Source organism: Alkalilacustris brevis, assembly GCF_003350345.1.
Lineage (GTDB): Bacteria > Pseudomonadota > Alphaproteobacteria > Rhodobacterales > Rhodobacteraceae > Alkalilacustris > Alkalilacustris brevis.
The window spans coordinates 101,313-121,195 of sequence record NZ_QNVJ01000064.1 but is presented as its reverse complement, the minus strand read 5'-3'; the positions used below and the strand labels follow the sequence as shown (position 1 = coordinate 121,195).

The 19,883-nt window shown below is 66.1% G+C and carries 15 protein-coding genes and 2 tRNA genes; 6 read left to right on the top strand and 11 right to left on the bottom strand.

Annotated elements, in window-relative coordinates; genetic code table 11:
• Nucleotides 1–7: 7 nt before the first annotated feature.
• Entirely contained in the window at nt 8–883 is an 876-nt protein-coding gene (gene galU / locus DQ229_RS10095; protein WP_202909552.1) for a UTP--glucose-1-phosphate uridylyltransferase GalU, read from the bottom strand.
• 410 nt (nt 884–1,293) lie between these two features.
• Nucleotides 1,294–2,214, bottom strand: a complete 921-nt coding sequence (locus DQ229_RS10090) for a hydrogen peroxide-inducible genes activator (protein WP_114966318.1) — start codon at nt 2,212–2,214, stop codon at nt 1,294–1,296.
• Nucleotides 2,215–2,311: 97 nt separating this feature from the next.
• Here DQ229_RS10090 and DQ229_RS10085 point away from each other — a divergent pair, with 97 nt between their 5' ends.
• On the top strand, nt 2,312–3,274 hold the full coding sequence (locus DQ229_RS10085) for a sodium-dependent bicarbonate transport family permease (protein ID WP_114966317.1): 963 nt from the start codon (nt 2,312–2,314) through the stop codon (nt 3,272–3,274).
• Between the two features lie 56 nt (nt 3,275–3,330).
• Here the strand turns inward: DQ229_RS10085 and DQ229_RS10080 are convergent, their stop codons facing one another.
• Both DQ229_RS10080 and DQ229_RS10075 read right to left on the bottom strand, forming a co-directional pair.
• A complete protein-coding gene (locus DQ229_RS10080) occupies nt 3,331–6,255 on the bottom strand; it encodes a DNA translocase FtsK (protein WP_114966140.1) in 2,925 nt (974 codons plus the stop codon).
• A 13-nt stretch (nt 6,256–6,268) separates the two neighbouring features.
• The gene (locus DQ229_RS10075) at nt 6,269–7,453 is read right to left on the bottom strand and encodes an aminotransferase class I/II-fold pyridoxal phosphate-dependent enzyme (RefSeq protein WP_114966316.1); all 1,185 of its coding nucleotides are present in this window, start codon (nt 7,451–7,453) and stop codon (nt 6,269–6,271) included.
• 219 nt (nt 7,454–7,672) lie between these two features.
• Here DQ229_RS10075 and DQ229_RS10070 point away from each other — a divergent pair, with 219 nt between their 5' ends.
• On the top strand, nt 7,673–8,938 hold the full coding sequence (locus tag DQ229_RS10070) for an FAD-dependent monooxygenase (protein WP_114966139.1): 1,266 nt from the start codon (nt 7,673–7,675) through the stop codon (nt 8,936–8,938).
• Here DQ229_RS10070 and DQ229_RS10065 read toward each other — a convergent pair.
• The 6 genes from DQ229_RS10065 to dapF form a co-directional block, all read right to left on the bottom strand.
• Nucleotides 8,927–9,841: a DMT family transporter gene (locus DQ229_RS10065; protein WP_114966138.1), complete on the bottom strand. Its 915-nt coding sequence runs from the start codon at nt 9,839–9,841 to the stop codon at nt 8,927–8,929. The two genes, DQ229_RS10070 and DQ229_RS10065, sit on opposite strands and share 12 nt — an antisense overlap.
• Nucleotides 9,842–9,974: 133 nt before the next feature.
• Nucleotides 9,975–10,265: an HU family DNA-binding protein gene (locus tag DQ229_RS10060; protein ID WP_114966137.1), complete on the bottom strand. Its 291-nt coding sequence runs from the start codon at nt 10,263–10,265 to the stop codon at nt 9,975–9,977.
• Nucleotides 10,266–10,400: 135 nt separating this feature from the next.
• On the bottom strand, nt 10,401–11,885 hold the full coding sequence (locus tag DQ229_RS10055) for an AMP nucleosidase (protein ID WP_114966136.1): 1,485 nt from the start codon (nt 11,883–11,885) through the stop codon (nt 10,401–10,403).
• Nucleotides 11,882–13,708, bottom strand: coding sequence for an adenine deaminase (locus DQ229_RS10050; protein ID WP_114966135.1), 1,827 nt, complete (start codon nt 13,706–13,708; stop codon nt 11,882–11,884). The genes DQ229_RS10055 and DQ229_RS10050 overlap by 4 nt, the downstream gene beginning before the upstream one ends.
• A gap of 49 nt (nt 13,709–13,757) precedes the next feature.
• Nucleotides 13,758–15,020, bottom strand: coding sequence for a tRNA (N(6)-L-threonylcarbamoyladenosine(37)-C(2))-methylthiotransferase MtaB (gene mtaB / locus DQ229_RS10045; RefSeq protein WP_114966134.1), 1,263 nt, complete (start codon nt 15,018–15,020; stop codon nt 13,758–13,760).
• Entirely contained in the window at nt 15,017–15,889 is an 873-nt protein-coding gene (dapF, locus tag DQ229_RS10040; protein ID WP_114966133.1) for a diaminopimelate epimerase, read from the bottom strand. The genes mtaB and dapF overlap by 4 nt, the downstream gene beginning before the upstream one ends.
• Before the next feature lie 95 nt (nt 15,890–15,984).
• On the opposite strand from dapF, the gene DQ229_RS10035 reads away from it, so the two are divergent.
• Both DQ229_RS10035 and leuB read left to right on the top strand, forming a co-directional pair.
• Nucleotides 15,985–16,059: transfer RNA gene (locus tag DQ229_RS10035), tRNA-Lys, on the top strand.
• A 137-nt stretch (nt 16,060–16,196) separates the two neighbouring features.
• Nucleotides 16,197–17,303 (top strand): 3-isopropylmalate dehydrogenase, encoded by a 1,107-nt coding sequence (gene leuB / locus DQ229_RS10030; protein WP_114966132.1) that lies wholly within the window; start codon nt 16,197–16,199, stop codon nt 17,301–17,303.
• A gap of 107 nt (nt 17,304–17,410) precedes the next feature.
• On the opposite strand, the gene DQ229_RS10025 is transcribed toward leuB, so the two are convergent.
• Entirely contained in the window at nt 17,411–19,138 is a 1,728-nt protein-coding gene (locus DQ229_RS10025) for a Na/Pi cotransporter family protein (RefSeq protein WP_155326492.1), read from the bottom strand.
• 144 nt (nt 19,139–19,282) lie between these two features.
• Between DQ229_RS10025 and DQ229_RS10020 the strand changes: the two genes are divergently transcribed.
• Nucleotides 19,283–19,359 (top strand) — tRNA-Pro (locus tag DQ229_RS10020).
• A 269-nt stretch (nt 19,360–19,628) separates the two neighbouring features.
• Entirely contained in the window at nt 19,629–19,766 is a 138-nt protein-coding gene (locus tag DQ229_RS16805; RefSeq protein ID WP_238381025.1) for a hypothetical protein, read from the top strand.
• Nucleotides 19,767–19,883 lie beyond the last annotated feature (117 nt).

The window sequence follows — 19,883 nt, the reverse complement described above, 5'->3', positions numbered from 1 at the left end:
CCGATGCTCAGGCTTTGCCCTCGGCCCCAGAACAGGGTGCCTTCCGTGCGATGAGTTTGGCGAACGGGTCGCCGAACTCATCATGCTGCAGGGCGAAATCGACGATGGCCTCCAGATACCCCAGCTTCGAGCCGCAATCATAGCGCTGGCCTGTCAGGGTTACAGCGCGCACATTTCCCGCCGTCGCGCGGCTGTTGATCGCATCGGCAAGCTGGATTTCCCCTCCATGGCCGGGCGGCTGCGCGCGCAGGATGTCGAAGATTTCCGGCTCCAGCACATAGCGCCCGATCGAGGCCAGGCACGAAGGCTCGCGGCCGGGTTTGGGTTTCTCCACCAGCCCGGCCACCTCGCCATTGGGGCCCGGACGCACGATGCCGTAATTCTGTGCGTCCTGGGGGGCCACTTCCATGACACTCAGGATGGTTCCGGGGGCTTTCGCGTATTCGGCCACCAGTGCCGCGGTAGGCAGATCGCCACGCATCACGTCATCGGCCAGGAGCACGGCGAAGGGTTCGCGCCCCACGACAGACTCGGCGCATAATACGGCGTGCCCCAGGCCCAGGGCTTCGGGCTGGCGCAGGAAGATACATGTTATCCCCTCCGGCACGATCTTGCGCACCATTTCGGCGACATCGTTCTTGCCCTTGTCACGCAGCGCGCGCTCAAGTTCGGGGTTGGCGTCGAAGTGATCTTCGATCGCGCGCTTGGTGCGGCCGGTGACGAAGACCAGTTCGGTGATACCGGCCGCGATGGCCTCTTCCACGGCATATTGAATGATGGGCTTGTCAATGATCGGCAGCAATTCCTTGGGCATCGCCTTGGTGGCCGGCAAAAAGCGCGTGCCCAGCCCGGCAACGGGAAATACGGCTTTGCGAATTTTCATGATCTGGGGCGTCCTCTGTCCCTTGATGAAATTTTCAGCGCGCAGACCGATGGCTTGGCGGCCCGCATTCTTGCGGTATCCGTCTGCCTGAAGCGGCGTAACTGGCACCCCGTCGGCAGTTCGCGCGGAACCTTGGCCAAGTTGTATTGGCCGTGGTGCAGTCTGACAACCTCCAATGGAAAGGCGTCGCTGGCAGGCTTCAAGGTTGTCGCCGGGCGGTGGCTGCGGTCTTGTGGCGGCAAGCAGCCTCGGGTTTCCGGCAGGGTGGAAAACCAGGGTGGTGAAGAGAACCGTTCTGCAGAGATCGTTGTGACAAGCGGCTGTGCCGACGTCATTCAATTCTTGTCGGCGGCCGCTTGTGTGCCTCGTTTCCGTTTGTGTGGGCCGTCATGCGGTCATGCCCCTGCAGTTTACGGGCTTGCCCCGGTGATGAGGCCGCGTGATGCGGCCTCGTCCCGCAGCGCCCGTGCAATCAGCGAGGTGCCTGCCGCGGCAATATCCTGAAACAGCTGAATCAGCGCGATGTCGCGAGTCGAATGCGAGACTTGCAGCGGACGAATGGCGACTTCGGCGCCCACCGCGGCCTGCTGGCGGGCATAGAGTTCGGGCAGGATCGCGATGCCGGCGCCCGAGGCCGCCATCAGCCGGATCGAGTCGAGGCTGGTGCCTTCGTATTCATCCGAAACCGTTCCGCCGCATTGCGAGGAAAGCGCATAGACGATCCGCGACAGCCTGTGCCCGCGGTCCAGCGTCAGGAATACCCGATCTTTCAGTTGCGCCGCGCCGACCGGCCCGCTTTCGGATGCAAGGGGGTCGTCGCGGGCAACCGCAACCCAGAGTGTTTCGGTAAACAGATGGTCCTGGCGGGTGTTGGGGTGATCCTCGGGGGTTGAGATGATCATGTCGAGCCGACCGGATTTCAGCCCCTGTTCAAGGTTCTGGGTGCTTTCCTCGCGCACGACCAGCCGAAGATCGGGGTGCGCCTCGTGGATGCGGCTTACCATGCGCGGCAGCAGGTAGGGGCCGATCGAGGGCAGAACACCCAGCCTGAGGCGCCCGCCGAAGGGGGTGTCGCCACGGGTGATCGCCCGCAGGTCTTCGACCTCGCGCAGGATGCGTTGCGCGCGGCGGATCACTTCGCTGCCCATTGCGGTGGGCGTGACCCCTGCGCGGCTGCGCTGAAAGAGGCGCACACGAAGTTCGGCCTCGGCCTCGGCGATCTGGGCCGAAAGGCTCGGCTGGCTGACATTGAGCGCCTCGGCCGCAAGCCCGAACCGGCCCAGCCGGGCCACGGTGACGATATATTCAAGCTGTCGCAGGGTCGGCCGCATATCCATAGTCTATAACTATGGAAGCACAAGAAAACAAGTATTGGGAATATGGGGCGAGACACGGCATGTGGCGCCGAACCAATCAATGGGAGCCATGATGCAAACGATCCTGAACACACTCGCCGATAACCTTCTGGTGCCAACGATCCTGTTCTTCGTTCTGGGGCTGACGGCGGCGTTCATCCGCAGCGACCTGTCGATACCGGCAGGGGCGGCGAAGTTCATGTCGCTCTATCTTCTGCTGTCGATCGGCTTCAAGGGCGGTGCCAGCGTCGCCGAACACGGGGTGCGCCAGGATCTCTTTGTCACGCTCGGGGCCGGGGTGGTGCTGTCGTTCCTGTTGCCTTTCGTGGCTTTCGCCCTTCTGCGGGGGATGACACGGCTCGACACGGTGAACGCGGCAGCGATCGCCGGGCATTACGGGTCGATCTCGATCGTGACTTTCGTGACCGCGACCAGCATTCTGGAACTCGCCGGCATCGCCTATGAGGGCTACATGATCGCCGTGGCCGCCGCGATGGAGGTGCCCGCGATCCTTTCGGCGCTGTGGCTGGCGCGCTGGGGCAGCAGCGATGTGGCGCGCCCGGCGGGCTTCTGGCGCGAGTTGCTGGCCAACGGGTCGGTTCTGCTTCTGCTGGGAGCTTTCGCCATCGGACTGACCACCAGCGGCCAGGGCATGGCGATGGTCGAGCCGTTCATCGTCAACTTGTTCACCGGGGTGTTGTGCCTGTTCCTGCTGGATATGGGGATCTCGGCCGGGCGCAGCCTGCTGGTCAACCGGCACATGCTGTCGCCCGGTGTTTTCGCCTTCGGGGTGGTGATGCCGCTTGCGGGGGCCGGTGTGGCGCTGGGCCTGGGGTCATTAATCGGGCTGACGGGGGGCGGGCTGTTCCTGTTTCTGGTGCTGGCGGCCTCGGCCTCCTATATCGCGGTGCCCGCGGCGATGCAGCTTGCGCTGCCGAATGCGGAATCGGGGGTCTACCTGACGCTGGCGCTGGGCGTGACGTTTCCATTCAACATCACGCTCGGGCTGCCGCTCTATTACTGGTTGGCGATGTAGGGCGCCGGCGCGCCGCAAGCCTGCGCCGGCGGTGCCGGGCGCGCAACGGCCCTGCCTCAGGGTTCGGGCAGCAGCACCTCGCGTTTGCCCACATGGTTGGCCGAACTGACGGCGCCCTCATCCTCCATCTGCTCGACAAGTCGCGCGGCCTTGTTGTAGCCGATGCCCAACTTGCGCTGGATGTAGGAGGTCGAACACTTGCGGTCACGTGCGACAATCGCCAGCGCCTGATCGTAGAGCGCATCCTCGCCATCGGTGTTGCCGCCCAGCCCCAGCACCGCATCGATATCGGCCTCGCGGCCGTCATCGGGGCCGGAGACCACGCCGCCGACATATTCGGGTGGGCCGAAGCTTTTCAGGTGATTGACGACTTCCTCGACCTCTTCGTCGCTCACGAAGGGGCCGTGGATGCGGGTGATCCGCCCGCCGCCAGCCATGTAGAGCATGTCGCCCATGCCCAGAAGCTGCTCGGCGCCCATCTCGCCGAGGATGGTGCGGCTGTCGATCTTCGATGTCACCTGAAAGCTGATGCGCGTGGGGAAGTTCGCCTTGATCGTGCCGGTAATCACATCGACGCTCGGGCGCTGCGTGGCCATGATCAGGTGAATGCCCGAGGCCCGCGCCATCTGCGCAAGGCGCTGGATGCACGCCTCGATCTCCTTGCCGGCGACCATCATCAGGTCGGCCATCTCGTCGACGACGACGACGATATAGGGCAGCGTTTCGGGTGCGAATTCATCGGTTTCGAACACGGGCTCGCCGGTTTCGTCGTCAAAGCCCGTCTGCACGGTGCGCTGGAACATCTCGCCCTTCGCCAGCGCCTCGCGCACGCGGCCGTTGAAGCCCTCGATGTTGCGCACGCCCATCTTGGACATCTTGCGATAGCGTTCCTCCATCTCGCCGACGACCCATTTCAGCGCCACCACGGCCTTCTTCGGGTCGGTCACAACGGGGGACAGCAGATGCGGGATGCCGTCATAGACGGAAAGTTCCAGCATCTTCGGGTCGATCATGATCAGGCGGCATTCCTCGGGGTTGAGCTTGTAAAGCAGGCTCAGGATCATGGTGTTGATCGCGACCGACTTGCCCGAGCCGGTGGTGCCCGCGATCAGCAGGTGCGGCATCTTGGCCAGGTTTGCCACAATGGGTTCGCCATCGATCCCCTTGCCCAGGGCCAGCGGCAGGCGCAGGCCGGTATCGCCGAAATCGCGCGCGCCCAGAATCTCGCGCAGCAAGACCTTTTCGCGGTGGGCATTGGGCAGTTCGATCCCGATCACCGAGCGCCCCGGCACCGTCGAGACGCGCGCCGAAAGCGCCGACATCGAGCGCGCGATATCGTCAGACAGGCCGATCACGCGGCTGGCCTTCAGCCCCGGCGCGGGTTCGAGTTCGTATAGCGTGACGACAGGGCCGGGGCGGACGCTGACGATCTCGCCCTTCACGCCGTAATCATCCAGCACGTTCTCCAGCATCCGGGCGTTTTCTTCCAGCGCCTCGTCGGAAAGTTGCTGGCGCACGATGGAGCCGGGGTTGGACAGCAGCGAAAGCGGCGGCAGCTCATACTCTGGCGCTGGGGGGTCTTCAAAACGCAGCGCGGGCTGCGCCTCTTCCTGCGCGCGCCGCGAAGGCGGGGCCGGCTTGCGCGGCGGATGCTGGACAACCTTGCGGGTGCTCAGCGCAGGCCTTGCGGCGGCGAAATCTGCGTCATGCCCGTCATCGAGGAAGGGATCATGCTCGGCGGTGTGGCCGTGCAGGGCGGTATCGCTTGCGTAAAGGTTGCGCGGGGGGGCCTCTTGCGGTGGGGTTGCCGGCATTGCCCTGCCGGGCAGCGAGGCCGCGCGCGCTTCTGGTCCTGCGCCCCGCACGACCGGAGGCTCCTGGCGCGTGATCTTCAGCACCGGTACCTGCCGCGAACGCGCCCGGATCACATCGGCGATGCGGGCCTTGATCCGGTCATCATCCGGGGCCTCAGCGCCGCGGGCGTGTTCCGGAAGCTCGTGTTCGATCAGTTCGGGCGGTGGCGTCGGTTCGCCGCGGCGACGGACAAGCTCGGGCAGGCGCGCCAGCAGGCCCGATTTCTGTTGCGTCGGGGCCTCAGCGGGCTCTTGCGCTGGCACATCATATGCTGCCGGGCGCTGTGCCCGCAGGCCCTCGGCCCCGCCGGACCCGGCGGCGCGGACAACGGAAGGGGCGACGCGGCGAACGGGCGCAGGCCCTGTGGCCTCGCCAGGCCCGACGCCCGCCGCCTCATGCCGCGCAGCGGGGGCATTGCCGGGGTGCTGCATTGCCTTGCGGTCGCGCAGCGACGCTGCCGCCACACGGCCGCCACGGAAAAGCTGCACCATCAGCCGCAGCGTTGTCGCATAGGCCAACAGCAGCCCGAGCACGAAATACCGCAGTATTGCGCGCAGTTCCGGGCGCACGAACCCTGTGACGAACAGGCCCATGGCGACCATCCCGACCGCCAGCAGAAGCGAGATCACCCGCAGGCCGAAGGTTGCCTGCACCGGCGCGGCAGAAAGGATGGCGCCAAGGATCGTGTCGCCGAACAGCCCGCCAAGGCCGAAGGAGTGCTCCCAGCCCGCACTGGGCACCAGCGTGGCGGCATAGATCGAGGCCAGCGCCACCGCGATGGGCGCGAAGATTGCACGGCTGAAGGCGCGCTCGCCACCGCGGTGCAGCACAAAGCGTAGCCCCCAGGCTCCCAGCACGAACACGATTGCCCAGGCGCCATGGCCCGCGATGATGAACAGCGCCGCCGCCACTGACGCGCCGAAGCGGCCCAGCAGGTTCTGCGCCGGCTCATCCGTGGCGGCCAGCCAGTTGGGATCGTCCGGCATGTATGAGCCCAGCATCATTGCGACCGCCACCGCAAGCCCGATCAGGCCAAGGCCGATCAGCTCCTTGGCGCGGCGTTCCAGCGCCACGCGGGTGGAGCTGTCAAGAAACGGGTCGCGATGCCGTGCGTTATAGCTTGCCATTATGTCCCTCGCCTCAGTCGTATAGGCAGTGTCTGATCTGCGTCAGACCTGACTGCAATTCGTCGGGCGCGGCCACCATGGCCACGCGGATAAAGCCCGTGCCGGGGTTTCCCTGCGCGGTATCGCGGGCCAGATAGGCCCCGGGCAGCACACGCACGCCGGTCTCGCGCCAGAGTTTCAGCGCCGCCGCCTCGCCGTCATCGACCGGCAGCCACAGGAAGAACCCGGCCTCAAGGCTGCGATAGCCGGGCAGGTCGCCCAGCAGGCTGTCAGCAAGCCGGTATTTCTCGGCGTAAAGCGCGCGGTTTGCCGTGACGTGTGCCTCGTCGTTCCAGGCCGCTTCGGAAACGTGCTGGATGGGTAGCGGCAGCGGCGCGCCGCCATAGGCGCGCAGCCGCTTGATGCGCAGCAGCGCCTGCGGGCCGCCCGCGACAAACCCCGATCTCAGCCCCGGCAGGTTCGACCGCTTCGAAAGCGAGTTGAACACGACGAGGCGCTCGGGGTCGATCCCGCCATGCCGCGCGGCCATTTCCAGCCCGCCCGGCGGCGGTGCCTCGCGCCAGATCTCGGAATAGCACTCGTCCGAGAAGATGCGGAAATCGTGGCGCTCGGCCAATGCGAAAAGATCCTGCCAATAGGCTTCGCCCGCGATACTGCCTTGCGGATTGGCCGGCGAGCAGACCCACACGATCGCCGCGCGGTCCAGCACCTCGGAAGGTAGCGCGCGGTAGTCGGGCAAATGGCCGGTCGTCTCGGTTGCGGGGACATAGACGGGCTCGGCTCCCGCAGCGAGCGCCCCGATGGCATAGGCCTGATAGAACGGGTTGGGCATCAGCACGAGGGGGCGCTTGCCGCGCTTTTGCTCGGGGCAAAGCGCCAGAGTGGCATTCACTATTCCCTCACGCGATCCGTTCAGCGCCATGATCTGCGTCTCCGGATCGAGCCGTGCGCCGTGGCGCCGCTCCAACCAGCCCGCGATGGCGGCCAGCAATCCCGGGGTGCCTTCGTTGGGTGGGTATTTGGCAAATTCATGCTGGTGGCGCGCCAGAACCTCGCCCAGAAATTCGGGCATAGGGTGGCGTGGCTCGCCAATGGTCATGGCAATGACGTCGCCGCCCGGCGCATGAGCGTCGAGCAGCGCGCGCAGGCGCGGAAACGCATATTCCGGCAGCTTTGAAAACCGCTCGGGAAAGTCCATGATCTGCCTCATTCGCCGGGGTCATTGACGCCCCGTTTCGCCGCAGGATAGCGGCAAGGGTGCAGTTGGTCCAGAAAAAGGCTTGGCTTTCGGGGTCTTGCACGCCGGAATTGTGTCTTTTCGGCCCATATCTTTTGCCGCGGCGGTATGACCGCGACGGCACGCGGACCATGCCATTGGCCGGGCAGCGCACTGCGGCGTCAGGTCGTCGCACAGCGCATGGACAATCCGCGTGCGCAGGGCATATTGGAGGGCATGGAACGCGATGCGGATATCCTTATCGTCGGCGGCGGGCTGAACGGCCCGGCGCTGGCGCTTGCGCTGGCCCAGGGCGGGTTGCTGCGTGTTTGCGTGATCGACGCGCTGGACGAGGCGCCGCGCCGTGATGCCGGTTTCGACGGCCGCGCCTATGCGCTGGCGATGGCGTCGGTGCGGCTGCTGACGGCCATCGGGCTCTGGCCGGAGCTAGAGGCGCACGCGCAGCCCATTCTCGAGGTCAAGGCCAGCGACGGGCGCGCGGGTGAGGGACCGGCACCATTTTTCCTGCACCTTGACCATGCCGAACTGGAAGAAGGCCCGATGGGCCACATGCTTGAGGATCGTTATCTGCGCCGCGCCCTGCTGGATGCGATGCAGGCCGCGCCGGGCATCACCCATCTGCCGGGGCGCCGCGTGGTGGCACAGGAGGCCGGGCCAGATGCTGTGCGGGTGACATTGGACGATGGCCAAAGCTTGACCGGCGGGTTACTGGTGGGTTGCGACGGGCGCCAAAGCGGCACCGCCCGGCGCGCCGGCATCCGGCGCACCGGCTGGAGCTATGGCCAGACTGCACTGGTTTGCGCCATCGCGCATGATCTGCCCCACCACGGCATCGCGCATCAGTTCTTCATGCCGCCGGGGCCGCTGGCGATCCTGCCGCTGCCGGGCAATCGCAGCTCGATCGTCTGGAGCGAGCGTGACGAGACCGCGCAGATGATCCAGGCGTTGGACGATGCTGCCTATCTGGAGGTGCTGCGCCCGCGGTTCGGGGATTTCCTGGGCGAGATCAGGCTGGAAGGCGCGCGCTTCACCTATCCGTTGGGGCTGTCACTGGCGCAAAGCTTCATCGCGCAGCGTCTGGCACTGGTGGGTGACGCGGCGCATGGGTTGCATCCGATCGCGGGGCAGGGGCTGAACCTGGGGCTGCGCGACGTGGCCGCGCTGGCCGAGGTGGTGCTGGATGCCGCGCGCCGGGGCGAGGACGTGGGCGCGGCCCTCGCGCTGGCAGAGTATCAGCGCTGGCGCCGGTTCGACACCACCACGATGGCGCTGGCAACCGATACGCTCAACCGGGTGTTCTCGAACGACAACGCCCTGCTGCGCGGGCTGCGCGACTTGGGGATGGGGCTGGTCAGCCGAACGCCCGCGCTGCGCCGGCGTATCCTGCGCGAGGCTGCCGGACTCGAAGGGGAACTGCCCCGGCTGCTGCGGGGTCTACCGGCCTGACGGTGCGGGCGGCATCGGGGCCGCCGGGTTCGGGGGCGGCACGGTCTGGCGCGCAAGCTGCACGGCCAGAATCCCCGCCGCGACGATGACCACCCCCACGACATCCAGCGGGCCAAGATGTTCGCCCAGAAGTGCGGCGGCAATAGCCACCCCGAAGAACGGGTTGAGAAAATGGAAGGTTGCGGCGCGCACGGCGCCAATCCGCTCGACCAGTTTGAACCAGACCCAGGTGGCCATCAGGCCGGGCACCAGAACCTGATACAGGAAAGCGCCCACCAGCCCCGCGCTCCAGCGGACCTCATAGCTTTCAAAGGCCAGCGCCGGCCCGGCCAGGAGTGCCGCGCCAACCAGCATCTGCAACCCGACAACCATCAGCACATTCCCGCCCGAGGATGCGCTGCGCAGCGACAATGTTGCGGCGGCCAGCGCGATCACCCCGAGCACACACAGCGCCACGCCAAACAGATCGACCCCGGCACCAAGCCTGCCGCCCATGATGAGCATGACACCGAGGAACCCTGTGACCAGCCCCGCCAGGCCAATCGGCCGCAGCCGGTGCCCCAGAAGCCCCCAGCCCGCCGCTGCAACCAGAAGTGGCATGGTCGAGGCGATGATGACAGCCAGAGAGGCCTCGACCGTCTGCATGGCGACAAAGTTCAGGCCAAGATAAAGCGCGTTCTGGCTGATCCCGAAAAGCACCGTGGCCCGCCACTGCGCCGGGCTGAGGTGCCAGCTTTGCCCCAGCGCCCGCGCCAGCGCCACGCCGATCAACCCCGAAAGCAGAAAGCGCAGTGCCAGCGCCGTCAGCGGCGGTGCATCGAGCACGATGATCCTGGCCGAGGCAAAGGCCGATGACCACATCAGGGAAAAGGCCATCCCCATGAAGATTGCGCGGATATCCATAGCGGCCTTTCCTGCGATCTGCCGCCGGCTTATGCGAAGGATCGCCAAAAGAAAAGAGCCGGCAAAAGAAAAGGGCCGCCCGCAGGCGACCCCGAAAAGGCAAGCTGCGCCAAAGCGGCGCAGTTCAAGCTGATCAGCCGTTGACGCTGTCTTTCAGTGCCTTGGCGATGGTCACCTTGACGACCTTGTCGGCATCCTTGTGGATCTGTTCGCCGGTTGCCGGGTTCAGCACGGTGCGGGCGGGACGCTCGCGCGTGAAGACCTTGCCGATGCCGGGCAGTGTTACCGCCCCGCCGTTGGATACCTCGCGGGTGATCACCGCGGAAATGGCATCGAGCGCAGCCGAGGCGCTTTTCTTGTCCGAACCCATTTCCTCGGCGAGGGTCGCGACGAGCTGAGTCTTGGTCATCGGTTTGGCTGTCATTCTTTCTCTCTCCTGCAGATACCGCCCGTTTGGTCGGGCAATGTTCGCGCGCATCTAGCCCTATCATGACAGCCGTTACAACGATTTTCTGGCGTCACGGGCTGGGGAAAGGGTGTTTTTACAGGCTCTATGGCATCAGAGGAACGCGGTTTCCTCAAAGCTGCGCAGTTTCCGGCTGTGAATGCGTTCAAGCGGCATTTCGCGCAACCGCTCCATCGCGCGCACACCGATCAGCAAATGGCGCGAAACCTGGGTGCGGTAGAAGTCGGTCGCCATGCCAGGCAGTTTCAATTCGCCATGCAGCGGTTTGTCGGAGACACATAGCAGCGTTCCATAAGGCACGCGAAAGCGGAAGCCGTTGGCCGCGATGGTCGCGCTTTCCATGTCCAGCGCAATGGCGCGCGACAGCGACAGCCGCCGCACCGGGCCGGACTGGTCGCGCAACTCCCAGTTGCGGTTGTCGATGGTGGCCACGGTGCCGGTGCGCATGATGCGCTTGAGCTCGAACCCTTCAAGCCGGGTGATCTCGGCCACGGCCTCTTGCAGCGCGATCTGGATCTCGGCCAGCGCCGGAATGGGCACCCAGATCGGCAGATCATCATTGAGCACGTTGTCCTCGCGCAGGTAGGCATGGGCCAGCACGAAATCGCCCAGCCGCTGGCTGTTGCGCAGCCCCGCGCAATGGCCGACCATCAGCCAGGCATGGGGCCGCAGCACAGCGATATGGTCGGTGGCGGTTTTCGCGTTCGACGGGCCAACTCCGATATTGACCAGCGTGATGCCCGAACCGCCCTCGCGCTTGAGGTGATAACTGGGCATCTGCGGTATGCGCGTCAGCGCCGGCAGCGGGGCATCGGGATCGGTGATGACGGCGTTGCCTGGCCCGACCAGCGCGGTATATCCCGAGGCCGGATCGGCCAGCGCCTTGCGGGCGAAGGCTTCGAACTCGTCAACATAGAACTGGTAGTTGGTAAACAGCACATGGTTCTGGAAATGCACCGGGTCGGTTGCCGTGTAATGTGCAAGCCGGGCCAGCGAATAGTCCACCCGCTGCGCGCTGAACGGGGCAAGCGGCGCCGCGCCATCAGGCGCTCGCGGCGCCATGCCGTTGACGATATCGTCGTTGGTCGATGACAGGTCGGGGACATCGAAGATGTCGCGCAGGGGAAATTCCAGCGCCCCTTCCTGCGGGACTTGCAAATCGGGCTCACCCGCCACCGCGAAATGAATCGGGATCGGCGTGCCTGACAGGCCGATGGTGACGGGTACGCCGTGGCTGCGCAGGATCAGATCGATCTGCTGTACCAGATAGTTGCGAAACAGGTCTGGCCTGGTGACGGTGGTGGCATAGGTACCCGGCTCGGCTACATGGCCGAAGCTCAGGCGGCTGTCGGTCTTCGCATAGCTTGTAACTGTAAGGCGGATCTCGGGGTAGAAGGCGCGAAAGCGGCCTTCGGGTGCCGCACCCGCAAGGATGCGGGTGAAATGCCCGGTCAGAAAGTGCGTGGCCGTGGCGTGAAGTTCGCACAGCCGTTCCACGGCCGCCGCGGCATCGGCAAAGGCCTCGGGCGCCGGATGTTCGGGGCTGAAGACGGCCGGGGTGATGTCATCGCGGCTCATGCTGTGTGGTCCGTTACCAGATCGGTCAGCGCAAAACGGGTTACATCGACCAGCCCCTTGTCCGAAATGCGCAGTTCCGGGATGACCACAAGCGCCAGCAGGCTGTGCTGCATGAAGGCGTTGTTGAGCGTGCAGCCACATTCGGCCATGGCCGCAACCATGCCTGCGGCGGCCTTGGCCACCTCGGTCGCGGGGCGGTCCGACATCAGCCCGGCGATGGGCAGGCGCACCTCGGCCAGCGGGCGACCGTCGCGCCAGACGCTGACGCCGCCGCCGATGGCACCGAGCCGGTTGGCGGCCAGTGCCATGTTTTCTCGGCAGGTGCCCACGACGATCATGTGATGGCTGTCATGCGCCACGGTCGAGGCCACCGCCATCCGGCCCTGATACCCAAAGCCCGAGACGAACCCGTTGACCACGCCGCCAGTGGCGCGGTGGCGTTCGACCAGCGCGATATGGGCAATATCCTGCGCCGGGTCGGGCTGGATGGCGCCATCGTTCACGGCCAGCGTTGCGGTCAGCGCCCGGGTGGGGGCCTGGTTCTCGACCACACCGATCACGCGGGCGGTGACCTCGCGCGCGCCCTCGGGGGCAGGGGCGGTAAAATCATCGGCACGCAGCGTGCGTTTCAGGCGCACCGAGCGGCGCACCTCCTCGGGCCAGTCACCATGCGGGCACTCGACGGTGATGCGCCCGTCCTCGGCCGCGCTGACGCCGCGGGCAAAGACCCGCTCGATCGGCAGGCGCCGCAGGTCACTGGTCAGGATCATGTCGCCCGCGCGCCCCGGCGTGATCGACCCGACCTCACGCTCAAGCCCGAAATGGGTTGCGGTGTTGATCGTCGCCATCTGCAGCGCCACCAGCGGGTCGGCGCCGCAATCGATGGCGTGGCGCACCGCGCGGTTCATGTGGCCGTCTTCGACCAACGTGCCCGAATGGCAATCATCGGTGCACAGGATCATGCCGCGCGGGTCGAGGCCCTTTTCGGTGATCGCGGTGATCTGGCTCTCCACGTCATACCAGGCGCTGCCCAGCCGGATCATGGCGCGCATCCCCTGGCGCATCCGGGCGATGGCGTCTTGCTCGCGGGTGCCTTCGTGGTCGTCGGCGGGCCCGCCCGCGGCATAAGCGTGAAAGGCGGGGCCAAGATCGGGACTGGCATAATGGCCGCCCACGGTGCGGCCTGCGTTCTGGGTCGCGGCGATCTCGGCCAGCATCTTTTCGTCACCGGCGATCACGCCGGGAAAGTTCATCATCTCGCCCAGCCCGACGATGCCCGGCCAGGTCAGCGCCTCGGCCACGTCGTCGGGGGTGATCTCATGGCCCGTGGTTTCAAGCCCCGGTGCCGAGGGCGCGCAGGACGGCATCTGCGTGAAGATGTTGATCGGCTGCAACAGCGCCTCGTCATGCATCAGCCGCACGCCGCGCAGGCCGAAGACATTGGCGATTTCGTGCGGGTCGGTAAACATGGTGGTGGTGCCGTGCGGGATCACCGCGCGGGCGAATTCGGCCGGGGTCAGCATCCCGGATTCGATATGCATGTGCCCGTCGCACAGCCCCGGGATCAGATAACGCCCTTCGGCGTCGATCACCTGCGTGTCCTCGCCGATGCAATGGCTGGCATCGGGGCCGACATAGGCAAAGCGCCCCATCGCCACGGCGACGGACCAGCCTTGCAGAACCTCGCGCGTGTGCACCGAGACGACAGCGGCATTCGAGATCACCAGATCGGCGGGCGCGCGGCCTGCGGCCACCGCGATCAGGCGTGGTGCGGCCTCGGGCCAGGAGGGCAAGGGGCGGGGCAGGGGGTGTGGCTGTGTCATGCCCACAGTTGGCACCGCCCGCGCGCGATGTGCAAGACCCAAGCGGGGCTCAGGCCACCTTGAGTGACGCGCCGTCATGCCCGGTGATGCAGGCCTCGACGATGGTGCCCTCGGGCTGCGGCGTGGCAAAGGCCACAGGCGTGAACTGTTCGGTCCGCCCCATGCGCGGGGCTTCCATCAGGATTCGGTGCCGTGCGCCGGCCTGGGCGGCCAGATGCGTGGCCAGCGCGGCCTCGCCGGCTGCGCGCAGCCGGGCGGCGCGGTCGCGGATCACGCTGCCGGGCACCTGTGGCATGCGCGCCGCCGGGGTGCCCCTGCGCGCGCTGTAGGGAAAGACATGCAGGAAGGTCAGGTCGCAGTCTTCGATCAATTTGAGCGAATTCTCGAACATCGCCTCGGATTCGGTGGGAAAGCCCGCGATGATGTCGGCCCCGAACACCATGTCGGGGCGCAGTTGCCGGGCCTCGTGGCAAAAGCGGATGGCATCGTCGCGCAGGTGGCGGCGCTTCATCCGCTTGAGCGTCAGGTCGTCGCCCGCCTGAAGGCTCAGGTGCAGATGCGGCATCAGGCGTCGCTCGGTCGCGATGGCCTCCATCAGCGCCTCATCGGCTTCGATCGAGTCGATGGAACTGATGCGCAGCCGCGGCAGATCGGGCACCAGCCGCAGGATGCGCCGCACCAGATCGCCCAGCCGCGGGCCGCCGGGCAGATCGGCCCCCCAGCTTGTCAGATCGACGCCGGTCAGCACCACCTCGTTATAGCCACTGCCCACCAGCCGCTTGATCTGGTCGACCACCACGCCGGCAGGGACCGAGCGCGAATTGCCCCGCCCGTAAGGAATGATGCAGAAGGTGCAGCGATGATCGCAGCCGTTCTGCACCTGCACATAAGCGCGCGACCGGGTGCCGAAGCCGTCGATCAGGTGGCCTGCGGTTTCGCGCACCGACATGATGTCATCGACCTGCACGCGCTCGGTCGTGCCGATCAGGTCGGGGGCCAGCCCCGCCCAGGTCTCCAGGCGCATCTTTTCCGAATTGCCGATCACATGGCTGACCTCGGGCATGGCGGCGAAGGTTTCGGGCTCGATCTGCGCGGCGCAGCCGGTGACGATCAGCGTGGAGTCGGGGTGTTCGCGGCGCAGGCGGCGGATTTCCTGCCGGGCCTTGCGCACGGCTTCGGCGGTTACGGCGCAGGTGTTGACGATCACCGCGTTCTCGACACCCGCCTGCGCGGCCAGCCCTTTCATCGCCTCGGATTCATAGGCGTTCAGCCGGCAGCCCAGCGTCGCCAGAATGGGGGGCGGGGTGGTCATCGGTGGGCGGCCAGAAAGGCGGGGCTGACCCAGCCGTCAAAGACATGCTCGGTCGGGCCGGTCTTCCACACGCCATCCTCGCGCCAGTCGATTTCCAGCGTGCCGCCATCGACATGCACGGCAACCTTGCGCCCGGTCAGCCCGCGCCGCGCCGCGGCCACCGCCGCCGCGCAGGAGCACGACCCGGAGGCCTGCGTGACACCGGTGCCGCGTTCCCAGATGCGCAGGCGAATCGCATCGCGCGACAGCACCTGCACGACCTCGACATTGGTGCGCTCGGGAAACAGCGGGTGATGCTCATAGCGCGCGCCGAACTGTTCCAGCGGCACGGCCTCGGCATCCTCGACGAAAAAGGTGCAATGCGGGTTGCCCATGCCGGTGGCAACCGGCACGCCCTCGATCGGGAGCTCGAGCGTGTCCATCGCCTCGGACAGGGGGATGTCGCGCCAGTCCAGCAGCGGCGCGCCCATGTTCACCCGCGTCAGCCCGCCGCCGGCATCCTCGGCCAAGAGATACCCGCGCCCGGTGCGGATGCTGAGCCGCATCTTGCCGGTGCGCGCCATTTCCTGCGCTGCGATGCAGCGGGTCGCGTTGCCGCAAGCTGCCGAAAGCGAGCCATCGGCATTGTGAAAGGTCAGCACGAGATCGGCGTCATCCGCATGTTCGATCAGGGCAAGTTGATCGAATCCCACCCCGCGATGCCGGTCGCCCAGTGCCCGGATCAACGCCGCGCCCGGCCGTTCGAGCCCTTCGCGCAGGTCGATCACCACGAAATCATTGCCCAGCCCGTGCATCTTGGCGAAGGGCAGGCTGCCAGGCGTCGGAGCCCCAAGAGAGGTATGCGGTGTCGTATCGGTCATGGCGCGCATATATTGCGGCGTGAAAGGTTTTGCCAGTGGTGACGCAGATCATGCGCGAATTGGCCTTGACCCCCTTTGCCGATCTTTCTAGTTAGGCCGCGAGCGGGCCCGTAGCTCAGTGGTAGAGCAGTTGACTTTTAATCAATTGGTCGGAGGTTCGAATCCTCCCGGGCTCACCATCCCCGGATCATGATGCCGCCCGCCTGCTGATGTGCCGTGCAGCGGCCAACTCCGGCTTGGGCCGCTGTCCTTGCTTGACCGCCCCGCGCCCCCGCGCTACCGGGTGTCAACAATTTTGCGAGAGCGAGGAGACGACATGAGCACCCCTTCCCTGCTGATCCTGCCCGGCGATGGCATCGGCCCCGAGGTCATGGCCGAAGTGCGCAAGGTGATCGACTGGTTCAAGGCGAACCGCGGGCTCGAACTCGATGTCAGCGAGGATATCGTGGGGGGCGCGGCCTATGACGTGCACGGCACGCCGATCACCGAGGAAACCATGGCCAAGGCGCATGAGGTGGATGCCGTGCTGCTGGGCGCCGTGGGCGGGCCGAAATACGACGACCTCGATTTCAGCGTGAAGCCCGAGCGTGCGCTGCTGCGCCTGCGCAAGGAGCTTGACCTCTTCGCCAACCTGCGCCCGGCGCAATGTTTCGAGGCGCTGACGCAGTTTTCCTCGCTCAAGCCCGAAGTGGTGGCGGGGCTCGACATCATGATCGTGCGCGAACTGACGTCGGGGGTCTATTTCGGTGAGCCGCGCGGCATCATTACCGAAAACAACGAGCGCGTGGGCATCAACACCCAGCGTTACACCGAGAGCGAGATCGAGCGCGTGGCGCGGGCTTCGTTCGAACTGGCCCGCAAGCGTAACAAGAAGCTCTGCTCGATGGAAAAGGCCAATGTCATGGAATCGGGGGTTCTGTGGCGCGAGGTGGTGCAGAAGATCGGCGATACCGAATATCCCGACGTGGAGCTGAGCCACATGTATGCCGATGCGGGCGCGATGCAGCTTGTGCGCTGGCCCAAGCAGTTCGACGTGATCGTGACCGACAACCTGTTTGGCGACCTCTTGTCGGATGTGGCGGCGATGCTGACCGGCAGCCTCGGGATGCTGCCCTCGGCCAGCCTGGGCGCGCCTCGGGCCAATGGCCGCCCCAGCGCGATGTACGAGCCGGTGCATGGCTCGGCGCCCGATATCGCGGGGCAGGGCAAGGCGAACCCCATCGCCTGCATCCTGAGCTTCGCCATGGCGCTGCGCTACTCCTATGACCGGGGTGAGGACGCAAAGCGGCTTGAAGACGCCATCGAGAAGGTGCTTGCCGACGGGCTGCGCACTGGCGACCTGCTTGGCCCCAAAGGCGGCACACCCATCGGCACCGCCGAGATGGGCGATGCCATCGTCGCGGCGCTTGCCTCGGCGCAGTGACGTCGCCGCGATTGATGCGGCGCAGTGACGGTGCCGCATGTGTTGCGGCGCATGGCATGGTGAACTGACGCCGCACCCCCCCGGACCCGTACGGAGGCCTGACAATATCACTCGACCCTGGATGCCAAATCCGGGGTCGTTTCGTTTTCGGAGGGCGGGAGCGTGGCCTCATCGCCAAGATCCTCATGCGTGACCGCGTCGACCGCAAGCGACTGGTAATGCACGATCCGCTCAGCGTGTCGGGCGGTCCGGCGCATCCAGCGCAAGGCATCGGTCAACAGGAACAATTCGGCCGCGGTCATGCCCACCACATGCGGCGGGCGGCGTAGCATCACATGGCGCATCCGCGCTTCGAGCAGGCCAAGCCGCCCCTCGAGCCGGGCAAGCCGCTGCGCCAGGGGCCGCCTTTCGGGAGTGGGTCCTTCCGGCTGCTCGGTGGGGGTGTCTGCGCTGGCTGCGGCGGCTGCAGCTGCGGCAGCGGGCTGGGCTTCGGCAAAACGGATCAGCAGTCCGCGCATCAGCTTGACCTGCCGGTGAAGCTTCGGGTCCCTCGCGGCTGTGCGCAGCCGCGCGCCCTGACCGGCCCGGTAAAGCAGCCGACGCAGGTGGTCGAGCAGGTGCAGCAGCGCGTCAAACCGGATCAACCGGCCCTCCTGACCGTCCTCGATGGTGATGCGGGACAGATAGTCTTGCAAGGCATCCAGCGTCTCGGCGGTGATCTCGCGAGTATGCGCCAGCGGGGCCGGATCGCTGCCCGGGCCCAGTGCTTCGGCCAGGGTGATGAAAAGCCGCTCGGCGCTCTCGCGCGCGACGGCGGCTGCGGCGTCCATCGCGGCGCCGGGATCGGACAGCAGCCGCGGATCGAGCCGGTCTGAGGGGCGCGGCACGACCGGGGCGGGGACCATCCATTCGACAAGGCCGGCGAACTGCCGGGTCAGCGGCAGCATCACTGCCGCCCCGGCGAGGTTGAACCCGGTATGAAACGCCACCAGCACGATCTGCGCATCGCCGCCCGCAACCCTGTGCAAAAGAACAGCCGCGCCGAGATCGATCAGCGCAAGCGCCACAAGCCCGGTGGCGACATGATAGATCACATTCGCCAGCGCGGTCTGGCGCACCGCGAGCGAGCCGCCTACAGCCGCCAGCATGGCGGTGAAGCTGGTGCCGATATGCATGCCGATCACCATTGCCGCGGCCTGCTCGAACGAGACCGCGCCGGTGCCCAGCAGCACCAGCGTGCCGACGACCCCCGCACTTGAGGATTGCGTCACCAGCGTGACGATCACGCCGATCCCCAGCAGCTGCAGCCGTCCCGTCAGGGTTGGCGGGGGAAAGCTGTCAGGGGTCAGCCGGTCCTCATAGGCGGCCATGCCGTCCTGCATCATGTCGATGCCCAGGAAGACGAGGCTCAGCCCCGCAAGGGTCGCCGCGATGCGTGCCACCCGCCCCCGCGCCAGCACCCGCACCAGCGCCGAGAGAAACAGCAGGGGCAGCGCCGCAGTGGTCAGTTGCAGCTTGAAGCCCAGCAACAGCACCATCCAGCCGGTGATGGTGGTGCCGATACTGGCCCCGTAAAGGATCCCCAGCGCCTGGCTGAAGCTCAGCAGCCCCGCACCAACGAAGCCCACGGTGGTTACCATGGTGGCGCTCGAAGATTGCACCGCCGCAGTGGCCAGCGCGCCGGTGACCGCCCCCGAGAGCGGGCGATGGGTGAAGCGGCCCAGTACCTGCCGCGCCTGGGTGCTGGCAAGGGTGCGCAAACCCTCGGTCATCGTGTGCATGCCGAACAGGAACAGCCCGATGCCGCCCAGCAGGACAAGAAAATTGCCAGTCATGGGGTTGCGCTTGTCCTTTCTTTCGGCGCGTCGCGAGGGTGCCGTGGCGAAGGTGCATGCTATTTCAAACGCCGTGCCCTGCACCAGCCACGAATGATGCTCTTGCAATACTCCCCGGGAATCGCTAATTGCCGCCACATCGGTCGGAGTGTAGCTCAGCCTGGTAGAGCACTGCCTTCGGGAGGCAGGGGCCGGAGGTTCGAATCCTCTCACTCCGACCAGATATTTCAAGGGTTTGGCCGAAATTCGGGTGCTGCCGGTCCAGGCGGCGGCTGTGAGGCGTTACAGTTTGCAGGCAATTTGCCCGCCAATCACCCACCTTGTGCCGCAACATGCGGCCCACATGCAGGCGCAGGATCGCTCTCCCGGGCCTTGCTGCGGTGCTTGTGTCTGTGGCGTGATTTCCCTGTGCCCGTTGAAACTACTTGACGCGGCCGGTCGCGGTGGCGCCGAGCGCCTGGAAGTTGCGCCAGCCTGCACGCATCCCGACATGACCTGGAATATTTCCCCCGGTGGCGCCGACCTGCCGCTGGGCGTGCGGGCGCGAACCCTTTACAAATTCTTGCGGTCCATCAACGATGGCGGTTCAGACATGTCGGTCGTGGCTGGGCTCTGGCCGATATACTGAACACGGAACGAGGACCCGGCACAGGACAAGACCCGATCATGCCAATCAACGACTTCATGCGGCGCCCGCCACGGGGCGGGTATCTGGAAATGCTCATATATCAAGGCGTCGCCGAGC